A 14,348-nucleotide genomic window follows, 5' to 3' on the forward strand; every position below is an offset into this window, starting at 1 on the left:
GTCCCGGCCGATCGGGCGACGACGAAGGGCCCTTGAAGATCAAGGGCCCTTCGTCGTTCTCACTGGTGTCCGAGGGGGGACTTGAACCCCCACGCCCGATAAAGGGCACTAGCACCTCAAGCTAGCGCGTCTGCCATTCCGCCACCCGGACAAGGTGTCTGACGCGCGGGTTTCCCCCGCTGCGACGACGTAAACATTACCAGGCTTTCCGGGGTGGCCGATCACCCCGGTGGGTGCGTTGCCGGGTCTGCTCCGTCCCGGCGTGAACGCCGGGACGGGCCGGGTCCGGTCTTGGGGCGGACGCGTCCAGGGGAGAGGATGAGGGGGACCCACCAGCAGTGACAGCGGGAGGAACCACGTGAGCGTGACGGACACGGCCAAGGGCGTCACCGGCGAGGACGAGGTCGTGGACCTCTGCCGCGACCTGATCCGGATCGACACCAGCAACTACGGCGACCACTCGGGCCCCGGTGAGCGCAAGGCGGCCGAGTACGTCGCCGAGAAGCTCGCCGAGGTGGGCCTGGAACCGCAGATCTTCGAGTCCCACAAGGGCCGCGCCTCCACCGTGGCCCGGATCGAGGGGGAGGACCCCTCGCGGCCCGCGCTGCTGATCCACGGCCACACCGACGTCGTACCGGCCAACGCGGCGGACTGGACCCACCACCCCTTCTCCGGCGAGATCGCCGACGGCTGCGTGTGGGGGCGCGGCGCCGTCGACATGAAGGACATGGACGCGATGACGCTGGCGGTCGTCCGCGAGCGCATGCGCAGCGGACGCAAGCCCCCGCGCGACGTCGTCCTCGCCTTCCTCGCCGACGAGGAGGCCGGCGGCACCTACGGCGCCAAACACCTGGTCCACAAGCACCCCGAGCTGTTCGAGGGCGTCACCGAGGCGATCGGCGAGGTCGGCGGGTTCTCCTTCACCGTCAACGAGAAGCTGCGCCTCTACCTCGTCGAGACCGCCGAGAAGGGCATGCACTGGATGCGGCTCACCGTCGACGGCACGGCGGGCCACGGCTCGATGACCAACGACGACAACGCGATCACCGAACTCAGCGAGGCGGTGGCCCGGCTCGGCCGGCACCAGTGGCCGGTACGGGTCACCAAGACCGTACGGGCCTTCCTGGACGAGCTCTCCGACGCCCTCGGCACCGAGCTCGACCCGGAGAACATGGAGGAGACCCTCCCCAAGCTCGGCGGCATCGCCCGCATGATCGGCACCACGCTGCGCAACTCGGCGGCGCCCACCATGCTCGGCGCCGGCTACAAGGTCAACGTCATCCCCGGCCAGGCCACCGCCCACGTCGACGGCCGCTTCCTGCCCGGGTACGAGGAGGAGTTCCTGGCCGACCTGGACCGCATCCTCGGCCCGCGGGTGCGGCGGGAGGACGTGCACGCCGACAAGGCGCTGGAGACCGACTTCGACGGCCGGCTCGTCGACGCCATGCAGCTGGCGCTCGGCGCCGAGGACCCGATCGCGCGGGCGGTGCCGTACATGCTCTCCGGCGGCACCGACGCGAAGTCCTTCGACGACCTCGGGATCCGCTGCTTCGGCTTCGCCCCGCTGAAGCTGCCGCCGGAGCTGGACTTCGCCGGCATGTTCCACGGGGTCGACGAGCGGGTGCCGGTGGACGGCCTGAAATTCGGCGTGCGGGTGCTCGACCGGTTCCTGGACGCCTCCTGAGGTGTTCCGGACGATTCCAACAATCGTGCAGACGTGCGGAGTTGACCGGGAAGAGTGAATGCGACGATAAGCTCGTAGCCTCATTACTCCTTCCTCGTTACCCGTGATGTGATCCGCGACTTGGGATCGCATTGCCAACGAGGAGGAACAATGATCAAGAAGGTCGTCGCCGTCGCCGCCGCCACCGGTGGACTGGTTCTCGCGGGTGCGGGCATGGCCGCCGCCGACTCCGGTGCCCAGGGTGCCGCCGTGAACTCCCCGGGTGTCCTCTCGGGCAACGTCGTCCAGGCCCCGGTGCACGTCCCGGTGAACGTCTGCGGCAACACCGTCTCCGTGATCGGGCTGCTGAACCCCGCCGTCGGCAACGTCTGCGTCAACCAGTGACGTTGTGCCTGGCCCCTTAGGGCAAGCATTTTCCCGTGTCTGAGCTCGTCGGCCCCGGGGCGCGCGCCATGCGCTCCGGGGCCGACCGGTCTCGCAGAACGTCGCAACACCGGGAATCCGACGGACGGAATTCCCGGCACGAGGTCGAAGGCAGGAATTTCAGCTATGCGACAGGTCACCCGCAAGGGCCTGATGACCGTGGCCGCCGCCACCGGCGTGATCGCCGCCACCGGCGTGATCGCCGCCGCGGGCGGGATCGCCCACGCCGACTCCGGCGCGCAGGGCGCCGCCGCGGGTTCGCCCGGCGTGCTCTCCGGCAACACGGTGCAGGTGCCGGTGCACGCGCCGGTCAACGTCTGCGGCAACACCGTCGACGTCGTCGGCGTCCTCAACCCGGCCGTGGGCAACTCCTGCGTCCATCAGGGCGGCACCACCGCGGCCGACCAGGGAGAGTCCGGCCACCAGGACGAGTCCGGCAAGCACCGTGACTCCGGCGGCCACGACGGTGCGCACGCCGACGGACGCGCCACCGGCTCGCCCGGTGTGCTCTCCGGCAACCAGATCCAGGTCCCGGTGCACATCCCGGTGAACGTCTGCGGCAACAGCGTCGACGTCATCGGCGCCGGCAACGTCGCCACGGGCAACGACTGCGCCGATGATGCCCCGGGCACCCCGGCGGAGCCGGAGCCGCAGGAGGCCGGTGACGAACCGAGCACGCCGCCCGCCCCGCACGACGAGACCCCGGCCGACGCCCCGCCCGGCAGCCAGCGGGGCCCCCGGTCCGTGGCCGTGCCCCAGGCCGACGCGCAGCTCGCCCGGACCGGCAGCGAGCTGCCGCTGGGCCTCGCCCTGCCGGTCGGCGCGGGTGCGCTGCTCGCCGGAGCGGTCCTCTACCGCAAGGCACGGGCCGCCGCGTGACGCAGAGCACGGGGAGCGGGCCCCGCGACCGCGGGGCCCGCTCCCTGGTTGATCTCACAGTTGTCGGCAGGCGGCCAGAGCTCACCAGGTCGCGCGTACCTGGCGGATGATCCGCCGCCGCAACCGCACCTTGCGGCTGCCGTCGTGCAGCAGACTCAGACGGTCCAACTCCCAGTGACCGTACTCCGCGTGGTCCGTCAGCAGACGTGCCGCCTCCTTGCGGGAGACCCCGCGCGGTACGTACACGTGGACAAATTCGTATTCCGGCATCGCATCTATTGTGCGTGCTGGGCCCCGGTACGGATAGCGTCTGCACTATGTCTGATGCTGCGCAGCCCACCGCTGCCGAGGTACGCGCCGCCGCCGAGGCGGTCAAGACCGCGCTCGACCGCCACCTGGCCGCGGTCGAGCGCCGGTCGGGTGAGGACGACCCGGCCGTCTACGAGGCGTTCAACGAGCTGGCCGTGGCCGCTGAGGCGTACGACGAACTGCTCTACGACCGCTACGACGAGGTGACGCCCTTCGAGATCCCCGGTGCGGAGGACGCCCTGCCGCCCTACACCGGACCGGAGGAGCCGAACGCGCTGAGCGTGCTGATCCGTCGCGACTACGCCGTCGTGGAGCCGCAGCGGCTGCTGGCACACGCACAGCGGATCGAGGTGGCGGACGACGAGGAGGGCTCGGGCGCCTCGGACACCGTCCACGGCGCGCTCGGCGTCCTGTTCGGCGAGTTCGAGCCGGACGAGATCGCGTCCCGGCACAAGGACTTCGGCCTGGAGGAGGGGGACTCCACGCTCTGGGTGACGGCAGCGGACGAACCGGCGGAGCCCGGTGAATGGCTGGAGGCCCCCTTCGAGCAGGTGGACCCGGCCCGGGTCGTGTGCCGCTTCGACGTCAGCGCGGTCTTCGACGAGGACCTGGACGACGGCCTCGACGGCCTCGACGACGACCGGGACGAGGGCCTCGAGGTCCGGCCGGTGCGGATTCCGGACGACGAGGACGAGGACGACGACCTGGAGCCCCTGGACGCGGATCGCTGACCGGGTCGGGCCCGGCCCCGGACGCACGGTGACGGCGGTGACACCCTCGGTGTCACCGCCGTCACCGCCGCAGGTGGCGTGAGTCAGCCGGCCGCTGCCGGAAGCTGCGGCGCCAGCAGCACCGGGAGCCGGGTCGTCCGGGGCTTGGCCGCCACCTCCGCCACGGCGCGCGGCAGCGCCTGCTCCACGCCGTGCACCACGGACAGATGGCGGTCCGCCCGGCTGAACGCGGTGTACACCCAGGGCCGGCTCAGCGCCGGAACGGCATCGCCCGGCAGCACCACGACCACCGCGGGCCACCTGCATCCCGCGGCCTGGTGCGCGGTCAGCGCCCAGCCGTGCCGTACGGACTGCTCCACGTGCTCCTGCGGCACGACGACGGCCTCGCCCGCGCAGGACAGGTGCAGGCCGTCGGCGTCGGCCCGCACCACCCGGCCCGGCACCGTGCGGCCCCGGGCGGGGGAGTAGGCGATCCGGTCGCCCGGGTCGAACCCGCCGAAGCGCCCCGGCCCCGGATTGAGCCGCTCCTTCAACGCGGCGTTCAGCGCGCGCGTGCCCACCGCGCCCCCGTGCCCCGGCGTGATCACCTGCGTCTCCTCGGCCGGCACCCCGATCGCGCGCGGCACCGAGTCCACCACGAGCTGCACGGTCCGGTGCACGGCCTCGCCCGCATCCCGCACCGGCACGATGACGACCTCCCTGCCGGGCGCCGCCACCTGGTTCAGCTCACCGACGCCGACACCGGAGACCAGTTCGCCCAGCGGTCCCGGATCCGGCCGCCGGGAGGCGATCTGCGGGCAGACGCGCGCCGCCAGCAGATCGGCGAACACCCGTCCCGGACCGGCGGACCACAGCACCCCCGGGTCCCCGGCCAGCACCAGCCGGGCACCGTCCGGCAGCGACTCCGTGACCAGCGCGGCCGCCTCGACGTCCAGCTGGGGAGCGTCCAGCACGACGAGCAGATCCAGCCGCAGCGCCCCGTCGGCGTCCCGCCCCGGCCCCTCGGCACCGGACAGCAGCCCGGCGACGGTGGCGATGCCGGGACCCTCGGCTCCGGCGTCCTCGGCCGCCCCGGCATCCCCGGTCGCGGCGGCCTCCAGCAGGGCCGCGAACCGGGCGCGCCCGGCCGGACCGTGCGCGGCGGCCCAGGCGCGCAGCCCGAGGCCGTGCGCCGCCCGCAGCAGGGCCGCCGGCTCGGCGAGGGACGCCTGGCCGCCGGTGTGCAGGACGAGGCCGTGGCCGGCGACCGCGCGGATCAGCTCGCCCCCGGAGCCGCCCGCCGAGGCGGCGGCCCGCTCCCACTCCGTGTCCGGGGCGTCCTGCCGGGGCGCGGAGCCGACGAGCCGGGCCAGGCCGTCGGCGAGGCTCTCCTCGGCCATCGCGTACCGCTCCAGCCCCACCAGGACCCTGACGGGCCGCTCCGCGTCCGCTCCGTCCGCTTCCTCCGTACCGGCCTGGCTCTCCCCGGACCCGGCCCCGGAACCGATCCGCCGCGGTGCGGAGGCGCCCGCCTCCGGCACCGGGTCCTGGAAGACGAGGACGTCGCCGTCCGAGATCGCGTCCCGCACGGCCCCCTCGGAATCCGGCACCCCCTGCTGCCCGAGGGCGGCGGTCAGCACGGACATCTCCAGCGCGGTGTGCCCGGCCGCAGCGGCCTGCTCCAGCAGCCACCCGGTGACGGCCCGCACCCGCCGCGCGTCGTCCGGCCCGGCAGCGGAGCCGAGCAGCGCACGGGCGAACCCGTCCGCCTGCGCGGGCCGCACACCGGTCACCCGCAGCAACTGCCACGGATCGGCGCGCAGGGCTTCCGCGGCCCCCTCGCCCAGCACTCCGGCGGTCTGCACGGCGAGCGTGTCGGGCGCGCCGCCCTGGGCCAGCACCGCGCGTACGGCCGCGACCACCTCGGTGGCGGGGGCCGCCTCGACGGCCACCGGCGGCGCGGGCCGCGCCGGTTCGGGAGCGGGCCGCCGCGGCGCGGGCCCTGCCTCCTCGAACACGGCGGCCACCGGCTTCTCGCCGCTCTCCACGGCCCGCACGGCGGCGAGCAGATCGGCGGCCCGGCCGCTCAGCTTGGCGCCGGCCTCGATCGGCTCCCGCCGCTCCGCCTTCCGCCGCTCGATCCGCTCCCGCTCGGCCCGCTGCGCGAGCAACTCGGCCTCGGCCTCGGACACCTGCCGCCCCTCGGCCGCGTCCCCGCCCTGTCCGGCCGGGCCGGCCTCCGCCCCGGCCCGTTCGGTCCGAGCCGGCTCGTCCGGCGTCCCCGGCTCGACGTCCTCCGCGGTCTCGGACGGCTCCGTGCTCACAGCGTGCTCCAGTCGTGATCGGGATAGCGGTGCACGGGCGCCGACACGTCGTCGAGCGCCCGGCAGATCTCGTCAGGAAGACTAAGCGCCTCCACTGACAGCGCCGCCGAGAGCTGCCGCGCGTTGCGCGCGCCGACGATGGGAGCGGCCACACCCGGCCGGTCCCGCACCCACGCGAGGGCGACCTGGAGCGCGGTCACGGCGAGCCCGTCCGCCGCCGTGGTCACGGCGTCCACGATCCTGCTCGCCGTGTCGTCGAGGTACGGCGCGACGAACGGCGCCATGTGCTCGGAGGCGCCCCGCGAGTCCGGCGGCAGGGCCTCGTTCCGGTACTTGCCGGTCAGTACGCCCCGCCCGAGCGGCGAGGACGGCAGGATCCCGATCCCCGTGTCGACGGCCGCCGGCAGCACCTCCCGCTCCACGCCCCGCTGGAGCAGCGAGTACTCCATCTGGGTACTCGCCAGCCGGGTCCGCACCCCCGGCGCGGCGAGCTGCCAGGTCGCCGCCTTGGCCAGCTGCCAGCCGCAGAAGTTGGACACCCCGGCATAGCGGGCGCGCCCGCTGGCGACGGCGATGTCGAGGGCCTGGAGCGTCTCGTCCAGCGGGGTGGAGGGGTCGTAGGCGTGGACGTGCCACACGTCGACGTGATCGGTGCCGAGACGGGCGAGCGAGGCGTCCAGGGCGGAGAGCAGATGACCGCGCGAGCCGTCGAATCTGCGCTCCGGGTCCGGTACGCTCCCGGCCTTCGTCGAGATGACGAGGTCCCGGCGCGGCACCAGCCCGCCCATGAGCTGCCCGAGCAGGTACTCGGCCTCCCCGTCGCCGTACACGTCAGCGGTGTCGACGAGGGTCCCGCCCGCTTCCCAGAACGTCTTCAAGAGGTCCGCCGCGTCGTGCTCGTCGGTGTCCCGACCCCAGGTCAGGGTCCCGAGACCGATGCGGGACACGCGCAGGCCGGTACGGCCGAGATGCCTCTGCTCCATGAACGCCGAGATTACTGGCCGGCACCTGCGGCGGGGGTACCTGTGGACAACCGTTTTCTCCGAGTTCCCCAGGTCACTCCCGGGCACGGCCTCCCATGGTGCGGCACCGCCCCCGGGCCGGTCGTCGGCGGTATAGGGTCACCGCAAGCGACGTTACCGATGAGTAAGGGGAGAGGGTCATGCAGCTCGGGATCAACCTCGGCTACTGGGGCGCCGGAATGGACTCGGACAACCTCGCCGTGGCGCAGGAGGCCGACCGCCTGGGATACGCGGTCTGCTGGGCCGCCGAGGCCTACGGCTCCGACGCCGCCACCGTGCTCACCTGGGTCGCCGCCCAGACCGAGCGGATCGACGTCGGCTCGGCCATCTTCCAGATCCCGGCCCGCCAGCCCGCGATGACCGCGATGACCGCCGCCACCCTCGACTCCCTCTCCGGCGGCCGGTTCCGCCTCGGTCTCGGCGTGTCCGGCCCGCAGGTCTCCGAGGGCTGGTACGGCGTCAAGTTCGACAAGCCCCTCGCGCGGACCCGCGAGTACGTCGAGATCGTCCGCAAGGCCATGACGCGCGAGCGCCTCTCCCACGACGGTGAGCACTGGACCCTGCCCCTGCCCGGCGGACCGGGCAAGCCCCTCAAGCTCACCGTGCACCCGCAGCGCGAGCACATCCCCCTCTACATCGCCGCGATCGGCCCGAAGAACCTCGAGCAGACCGGTGAGATCGCCGACGGCGCGCTGCTGATCTTCCCCTCCGCCGACCACCTGGAGGAGACCGCCGTCAAGCACATCAGGGCGGGCCGCGAGAAGGCCGGCAAGACCCTCGAGGGCTTCGACGTCTGCCCCACGCTCCCGCTCGCCGTCGGCGACGACAAGGACGTCGCCGCCCTCGCCGACACCTTCCGTCCCTACACCGCGCTGTACGTCGGGGGCATGGGCAGCCGCAAGCAGAACTTCTACAACCAGCTCGCCGGGCGCATGGGCTACGAGCGGGAGGCCGCCGAGATCCAGGACAAGTACCTGTCGGGCGACAAGCAGGGCGCCGCCGCGGCCGTGCCGCACGACCTGATCGACTCCACGACACTGCTCGGCTCCGTGGACCGCATCGCGGACCGGATGAAGGCCTACGCGGCAGCGGGGGTCACCACCCTCACCCTCGCTCCCGCGGGCTTCACGCTCGACGAGCGCCTCGCCTCCCTGCGCGCCGGCACCGAGGCCCTGGAGCGCGCGGGCCTCGCATAAGTCCTGCCCCGGGGTGCCGGGCGCCGCACACGAGGTTTCCGCGGCCGTGGCGGGGGCTCGGGGGGTCTTCCCCGCCACGGCCGTCACCCACCACAACGCCCGGCGGCCCCCTCCGGTTACGCCCCGGGGCCCCCACGTCCGTCCTCCTTTCGGCGGAGTCGTCGGGCACACCTGTTGCCGGGCGCGCCTCCTCGCAATTGACTCGTTCTTCGCGGACCACGGAACCATCCGGCCACGGAACCACCGGGCCACGGAACGCGCGGAATCGTCGTGGAGAGGGGCCCGGATGCTGTCGGCCAAGAGTCTGTTCCAGGAGATCCTCGACGACGACGACTCCTTCGCGCTGTTCTGCTCCATCGCCGCCGGCGGCGAGTCGCAGGGCGGCTGGGAGAACGCCCGGATCGCGGCCCTGGTCCCCGAGAGCCAGCGAGGACTCGCCCCCAAGATCACCAGGCACGGCGCCGACGAGGACAAGCACGGCCGCATCTTCGAGGCCCTGATGAGGAAGCGCGGCGTGCGACCGGTCCCCGTCCCGCCCGAGACCGACTACACCGTCCTCCTCGAGCGGAGCGGCATCGGTCTGGCGCACGACAGGCTCAGGCGCGACGAACCGCTCACCGTCCAGGACATCGTCGTCTACCTCGCGCACAGCCGCGTCACCGAACAGCGCGCCTCCGAGCAGATGGAACTGCTCCGCAAGCACTTCGCCGACCACCCCGAACTCGGCCGCGCCGTCACGATGATCTCCCGCGACGAGGACGACCACCTCGCCTACTGCCACGAGGAACTGCTGCGCCTCGCGCACGCCGGACACGGTCGCGTCATCCAGCGCACCCTGCGCGCGTGCGCGCTCACCGAGATCCGTGTCCACCGCGACGTCAGCCTCGCGGTGATGGCCCGGATGGGAGACATCCTCGGCTGGTCCCGGGCCAGAGGGGCGCTCCTGGCGGCCGGCATCCACGCGGTGTACGCCTACGAGCGCCTGGGCGGCTGGCGCCGCATGGTCTCCCTGAGGATGCCGGAACGCCGCAACGCCCTGGGCGGCCCCGCGAGCAGCGCGTCCGAGTTCGCCTGATCCCCGGGCGGGGCCGCGGCCCGCCCCGCTACATCCACCCGCGCCGCTTGAACAACCGGTACAGGAGCACCTCCAGCCCAACCATCGCCAGGATCACCACCGGATAGGACCACTCCCACCGCAGTTCCGGCATGTGCTCGAAGTTCATGCCGTAGATCCCCGCGAGCATGGTGGGGACCGCGGCCATGGCCGCCCACGCGGAGATCTTCCGCATGTCGTCGTTCTGGCGGACGCTCACCTGGGCCAGATGCGCCGAGAGGATGTCCGAGACCAGCCGGTCCATCCCCTCCACGGAGTCGTTCACCCGTGTGAGGTGATCGTGCACGTCACGGAAGAAGGGGCGCGCCCCCTTGGAGACGAAGGGCACCGCCGCGCCGAACGCGCCCGCCTCCGTCAGCCGCGCCATCGGCGGTGACAGCGGTCCGGTCGCCCGGCGGAACTCCAGGACCTGCCGCTTGAAGGCGTAGATCCGGGACGCGGTGAGCCGGGTGCCGGCGCCCTCCGGTGAGAAGACCTCCGCCTCCAGCTCCTCCAGATCGGTCTGCAGCTCGGTCGCCACGACGAGATAGTGGTCGACGGCGGCGTCGGCGATCGCGTACACCACCGACGTCGGCCCGTTGCCCAGCAGCTCCGGTTCGTGCTCCAGCCGGCTGCGCACGGCGTCCAGCGGGAACCCCTCGCCGTGCCGGACGGTCACCACGAACGAGTCACCCAGGAAGAGCATGATCTCGCCGGCGGAGACGGTGTCGCCGTCCGGCTCGTACTCGACCGGCTTGAGGACCATGAACAGCGAGTCGTCGTACACCTCCAGCTTGGGCCGCTGATGTGCCTTGAGGGCGTCCTCGACCGCGAGCGGATGAAGGCCGAACTCCTGAGAGACCAGGGCGAACTCGTCCGCCGTCGGCTCGTGCAGCCCGATCCAGACGAAACCCTTCGCCGCCCGCGCGTCCTCCAGCGCGCCGGAGAGGTCCTCGGACCCCTCCGTACGGTGTCCGTCCCGGTAGATGGCGCAGTCGACGATCACGGAACGCGTTCTCCTCTCCCCGGCCGGCCGGCCCACCCGGCACAGCACCTGACGGCACACACGTGCGTGCGCCTACCCTGGTCCGCATGCCCACATTGCTCCTGGTCCGGCACGGACGATCCACCGCCAACACGGAGGGGCTGCTCGCCGGCTGGTCGCCCGGCGTCGCCCTGGACGAACGCGGGGTCGCGCAGGCCGCCGCGCTGCCCGGACGACTCGCCGAACTGCCCCTCTCCGAGATCGTCGCCAGCCCTCTCCAGCGCTGCCAGGAGACGATCCGGCCGCTGCTGAGGGCCCGGCCCGGCCTCACCGCGCACACCGACGAGCGCATCGGGGAGTGCCACTACGGCGACTGGACCGGCCGCAAGCTCGCCGAACTGAAGGACGAACCCCTCATGGATGTGGTGCAGGCCCATCCGTCGGCGGCCGCCTTCCCCGGCGGGGAGTCCATGCGCGCCATGCAGACGCGCGCCGCCGAGGCGGTGCGCGAGTGGAACGCGCGCGTGGAACGCGATCACGGCCCCGACGCCGTGTACCTCATGTGCTCGCACGGGGACATCATCAAGTCCCTCGTCGCGGACGCGCTCGGACTCCACCTCGACCTCTTCCAGCGGGTCTCCGTCGAGCCGTGTTCCGTCACCGCGATCCGGTACACACGGCTGCGTCCCTACCTCGTCCGGCTCGGCGACACCGGTGACTTCGCCTCCCTGGTGCCGCGCGAGGAGCCGCCCGCCGACGACGCCCCGGTCGGGGGCGGTGCGGGCGCACCGTGATCGTCGGCCGCAGTAGGGTGAAGCGGTCGCAGCAGCGCCGTGTCAGCCGTCGCAGCCGCCGTGGCTGCTTCGGCTGATACCCGTACCCACAACTCTCAATGGAGACAGGACGTGTCCCGTCAGGTGTTCCTCTACGACCGACCGGAACGTTTCGTGGCCGGTACGGTCGGACTGCCAGGGCGCCGTACGTTCTTCCTCCAGGCCTCAGCCGGCTCCCGGGTGACCAGCGTGGCACTGGAGAAGACCCAGGTCGCCGCGCTCGCCGAGCGCATGGACGAACTGCTCGACGAGGTCGTGCGCCGTAGCGGGGGCAGCGCCGCGGTGCCCGCCGTGGCGCCGGCAGAGATCGCCGACACCGCCCCGCTGGACGCTCCGGTGGAGGAGGAGTTCCGCGTCGGCACCATGGCCCTCGCCTGGGACGGTGAGGAGGAGTGCATGATCGTCGAGGCGCAGGCGCTCGTCGAACTGGACGCCGAGTCCGAGGAGGACCTCGCCGAGGCGGAGGAGCGGCTGCTCCAGGACGAGGAGAACGGGCCCCCGATGCTCCGGGTCCGGCTCACCGGGGTCCAGGCCCGTGCCTTCGCCAAGCGCGCCCTCGACGTCGTCAACGCGGGACGGCCGCCGTGCCCGCTGTGCAGCCTCCCCCTCGACCCGGAAGGACACGTATGTCCGCGCCAGAACGGATACCGCCGCGGGGCGTGACCACCGCCGGCCCCGCCGACGCGGTGCTGCTCGCCGAGGGCGAGCTGACCGTGCGCGGACGCCTCCGTGAGGCCTCGAACGCGGCGCTGTACTGCACCGTGACCCACAAGGGCCGCGAGGCCGCCTGCGTCTACAAGCCCGTCGCGGGGGAGCGCCCCCTGTGGGACTTCCCCGACGGGACGCTCGCCGGGCGCGAGGTCGCGGCGTACCGGGTCTCCGAGGCGACCGGCTGGGGACTGGTGCCGCCCACCGTGCTGCGGGACGGGCCGTACGGCGAGGGCATGTGCCAGCTGTGGATCGACGCCATGCCGGAGGCGGAACTGCTCGCGCTGGTGGACCGGGAGGAGCCCGGACCCGGCTGGAAGGCGGTCGGGCTCGCCGAGGTGGGCGAGGGACGCACCGCGCTGCTCGTGCACGCCGACGACGTACGGCTGCGGCGGCTGGCGGTGCTCGACGCGGTGATCAACAACGCCGACCGCAAGGGCGGGCACCTGCTGCCCACGCGGGACGGCCTGCTCTACGGCATCGACCACGGGGTCGCCTTCAACACCGAGGACAAGCTGCGCACCCTCCTGTGGGGCTGGGCCGGGGAACCGCTGACCGAGGAGGCACGCGACGTCCTCGAGGCCCTCGGGAAGGCGCTCGCCGAGGGCGGCGCGCTGGCCGCCTCGCTGGCCCCGCTGATCACCCGTGCGGAGATCGACGCGACCCGCGCGCGGGTCGTGTCCCTGCTCGCCTCCGGCACCCATCCGCAGCCCGGTGGCCGGTGGCCGGCGATTCCCTGGCCACCCGTCTGACCCGAGCGCCGGGGCACGTCCGGCGGGGGTGCGCAAGAGGGCCTTCTCGGTCGTCCGAGCTGCTCCGGTTCGTATCGGGGACCGCGGTCCGGTTACGCTCATGAGATGCATGCCTGGCCCGCTTCCGAGGTCCCCGCCCTTCCTGGTCAGGGGCGCGACCTGAGGATTCACGACACCGCGACCGGGGGCCTGACCCCGCTCGACCCCGGCCCCGTCGCCCGTATCTACGTCTGCGGCATCACCCCGTACGACGCCACCCACATCGGACACGCCGCGACGTACAACGCGTTCGACCTCGTGCAGCGCGTGTGGCTCGACACCAAGCGGCAGGTTCACTACGTCCAGAACGTCACCGACATCGACGACCCGCTGCTGGAGCGGGCCGAGCGGGACGGCGTCGACTGGGCCGCGCTCGCTGAGCAGGAGACCCGACTCTTCCGCGAGGACATGACGGCCCTGCGGATGCTGCCGCCGCAGCAGTACATAGGCGCGGTGGAGGCGATACCCGGCATCGTCCCGCTCGTCGAACGACTGCGCGACCTCGGCGCGGCGTACGAACTCGAGGGCGACGTCTACTTCTCCGTGGAGTCCGACCCGAACTTCGGGCGGGTCTCGAACCTCGACGCGGCCGCCATGCGGCTGCTGTCCGCCGAACGCGGCGGCGACCCGGACCGTCCGGGCAAGAAGAACCCCCTCGACCCGATGCTCTGGATGGCCGCCCGAGAGGGCGAGCCCAGCTGGGACGGCGGGTCGCTCGGCAGGGGCCGGCCCGGCTGGCACATCGAGTGCGTGGCCATCGCCCTGGACCATCTGGGCATGGGCTTCGACGTCCAGGGCGGCGGTTCCGACCTGGTCTTCCCGCACCACGAGATGGGGGCCTCGCACGCCCAGGTGCTCACCGGCGAGTTCCCCATGGCCAAGGCGTACGTCCACGCCGGCATGGTCGCCCTGCACGGCGAGAAGATGTCCAAGTCCAAGGGCAACCTGGTCTTCGTGTCCCGGCTGCGGCGCGACGGCGTCGACCCGGCGGCGATCCGGCTGGCGCTGCTCGCCCACCACTACCGCGCCGACTGGGAGTGGACGGACCAGGTCCTCCTGGACGCCGAGACCCGGCTCGGGCACTGGCGGGCCGCCGTCTCCCGTCCCGACGGCCCGCCCGCCGAAGCGCTCGTGGAGGAGATCCGCGAGGCCCTGGCCAACGACCTGGACGCCCCGGCCGCCCTGGCCGCCGTCGACCGCTGGGCCGTGGCCCAGGAGCAGGACGGCGGCACGGACGCGGGCGCGCCCGGCATCGTCTCCCGCGCGGTGGACGCCCTGCTCGGCGTGGCACTGTAGCCGCCGGCCCACCACGACAGTCACCCGATGGGGGCGGCTCCTGTTTCCGCCGCCGATCGCCGTGTCGTGCCGTGTCGTGTCGTTGTCCGTTCCCT

General features: G+C 72.8%; 14 protein-coding genes and 1 tRNA gene. 10 read left to right on the plus strand and 5 right to left on the minus strand.

What is annotated here, in order from left to right; translation table 11 throughout:
- Positions 1-63: 63 nt before the first annotated feature.
- A tRNA-Leu gene (locus ACWEQO_RS28870) sits at positions 64-151 on the minus strand.
- A gap of 207 nt (positions 152-358) precedes the next feature.
- Between ACWEQO_RS28870 and ACWEQO_RS28875 the strand changes: the two genes are divergently transcribed.
- The 3 genes from ACWEQO_RS28875 (at position 359) to ACWEQO_RS28885 (ending at position 2,986) form a co-directional block, all read left to right on the plus strand.
- On the plus strand, positions 359-1,684 hold the full coding sequence (locus ACWEQO_RS28875) for a M20/M25/M40 family metallo-hydrolase (protein WP_361459856.1): 1,326 nt from the start codon (positions 359-361) through the stop codon (positions 1,682-1,684).
- A gap of 150 nt (positions 1,685-1,834) precedes the next feature.
- Positions 1,835-2,068, plus strand: coding sequence for a chaplin ChpH (chpH, locus tag ACWEQO_RS28880; RefSeq protein ID WP_361459857.1), 234 nt, complete (start codon positions 1,835-1,837; stop codon positions 2,066-2,068).
- Between the two features lie 165 nt (positions 2,069-2,233).
- Positions 2,234-2,986: a chaplin gene (locus ACWEQO_RS28885; protein ID WP_452985775.1), complete on the plus strand. Its 753-nt coding sequence runs from the start codon at positions 2,234-2,236 to the stop codon at positions 2,984-2,986.
- 81 nt (positions 2,987-3,067) lie between these two features.
- On the opposite strand, the gene ACWEQO_RS28890 is transcribed toward ACWEQO_RS28885, so the two are convergent.
- The gene (locus ACWEQO_RS28890) at positions 3,068-3,256 is read right to left on the minus strand and encodes a DUF5703 family protein (RefSeq protein ID WP_361459859.1); all 189 of its coding nucleotides are present in this window, start codon (positions 3,254-3,256) and stop codon (positions 3,068-3,070) included.
- 47 nt (positions 3,257-3,303) lie between these two features.
- Between ACWEQO_RS28890 and ACWEQO_RS28895 the strand changes: the two genes are divergently transcribed.
- The gene (locus ACWEQO_RS28895) at positions 3,304-4,026 is read left to right on the plus strand and encodes a hypothetical protein (RefSeq protein WP_452985776.1); all 723 of its coding nucleotides are present in this window, start codon (positions 3,304-3,306) and stop codon (positions 4,024-4,026) included.
- Between the two features lie 83 nt (positions 4,027-4,109).
- On the opposite strand, the gene ACWEQO_RS28900 is transcribed toward ACWEQO_RS28895, so the two are convergent.
- Positions 4,110-6,329 (minus strand): helix-hairpin-helix domain-containing protein, encoded by a 2,220-nt coding sequence (locus ACWEQO_RS28900; RefSeq protein WP_452985777.1) that lies wholly within the window; start codon positions 6,327-6,329, stop codon positions 4,110-4,112.
- Positions 6,326-7,312, minus strand: coding sequence for an aldo/keto reductase (locus ACWEQO_RS28905; RefSeq protein WP_452985778.1), 987 nt, complete (start codon positions 7,310-7,312; stop codon positions 6,326-6,328). The genes ACWEQO_RS28900 and ACWEQO_RS28905 overlap by 4 nt, the downstream gene beginning before the upstream one ends.
- 179 nt (positions 7,313-7,491) lie before the next feature.
- Here ACWEQO_RS28905 and ACWEQO_RS28910 point away from each other — a divergent pair, with 179 nt between their 5' ends.
- Complete coding sequence (locus ACWEQO_RS28910; RefSeq protein ID WP_361459863.1) at positions 7,492-8,547, plus strand: LLM class F420-dependent oxidoreductase; 1,056 nt, start codon at positions 7,492-7,494, stop codon at positions 8,545-8,547.
- 286 nt (positions 8,548-8,833) lie between these two features.
- The gene (locus ACWEQO_RS28915; protein ID WP_452985779.1) at positions 8,834-9,622 is read left to right on the plus strand and encodes a ferritin-like domain-containing protein; all 789 of its coding nucleotides are present in this window, start codon (positions 8,834-8,836) and stop codon (positions 9,620-9,622) included.
- 28 nt (positions 9,623-9,650) lie between these two features.
- On the opposite strand, the gene ACWEQO_RS28920 is transcribed toward ACWEQO_RS28915, so the two are convergent.
- Complete coding sequence (locus tag ACWEQO_RS28920; protein WP_452985780.1) at positions 9,651-10,646, minus strand: magnesium and cobalt transport protein CorA; 996 nt, start codon at positions 10,644-10,646, stop codon at positions 9,651-9,653.
- Positions 10,647-10,732: 86 nt separating this feature from the next.
- Here ACWEQO_RS28920 and ACWEQO_RS28925 point away from each other — a divergent pair, with 86 nt between their 5' ends.
- The 4 genes from ACWEQO_RS28925 to mshC all read left to right on the plus strand — a co-directional run bounded on the left by ACWEQO_RS28925 (position 10,733) and on the right by mshC (position 14,253).
- Positions 10,733-11,419, plus strand: coding sequence for a histidine phosphatase family protein (locus ACWEQO_RS28925; RefSeq protein WP_361459866.1), 687 nt, complete (start codon positions 10,733-10,735; stop codon positions 11,417-11,419).
- Between the two features lie 111 nt (positions 11,420-11,530).
- A complete protein-coding gene (locus ACWEQO_RS28930) occupies positions 11,531-12,121 on the plus strand; it encodes a DUF3090 domain-containing protein (protein WP_452985781.1) in 591 nt (196 codons plus the stop codon).
- Positions 12,085-12,918: an SCO1664 family protein gene (locus ACWEQO_RS28935; RefSeq protein WP_452985782.1), complete on the plus strand. Its 834-nt coding sequence runs from the start codon at positions 12,085-12,087 to the stop codon at positions 12,916-12,918. Before ACWEQO_RS28930 ends, ACWEQO_RS28935 begins: the two co-directional genes overlap by 37 nt.
- A gap of 105 nt (positions 12,919-13,023) precedes the next feature.
- A complete protein-coding gene (mshC, locus tag ACWEQO_RS28940; protein WP_452985783.1) occupies positions 13,024-14,253 on the plus strand; it encodes a cysteine--1-D-myo-inosityl 2-amino-2-deoxy-alpha-D-glucopyranoside ligase in 1,230 nt (409 codons plus the stop codon).
- Positions 14,254-14,348: the final 95 nt, after the last annotated feature.

It is taken from the genome of Streptomyces sp. NPDC004051 (assembly GCF_053604275.1).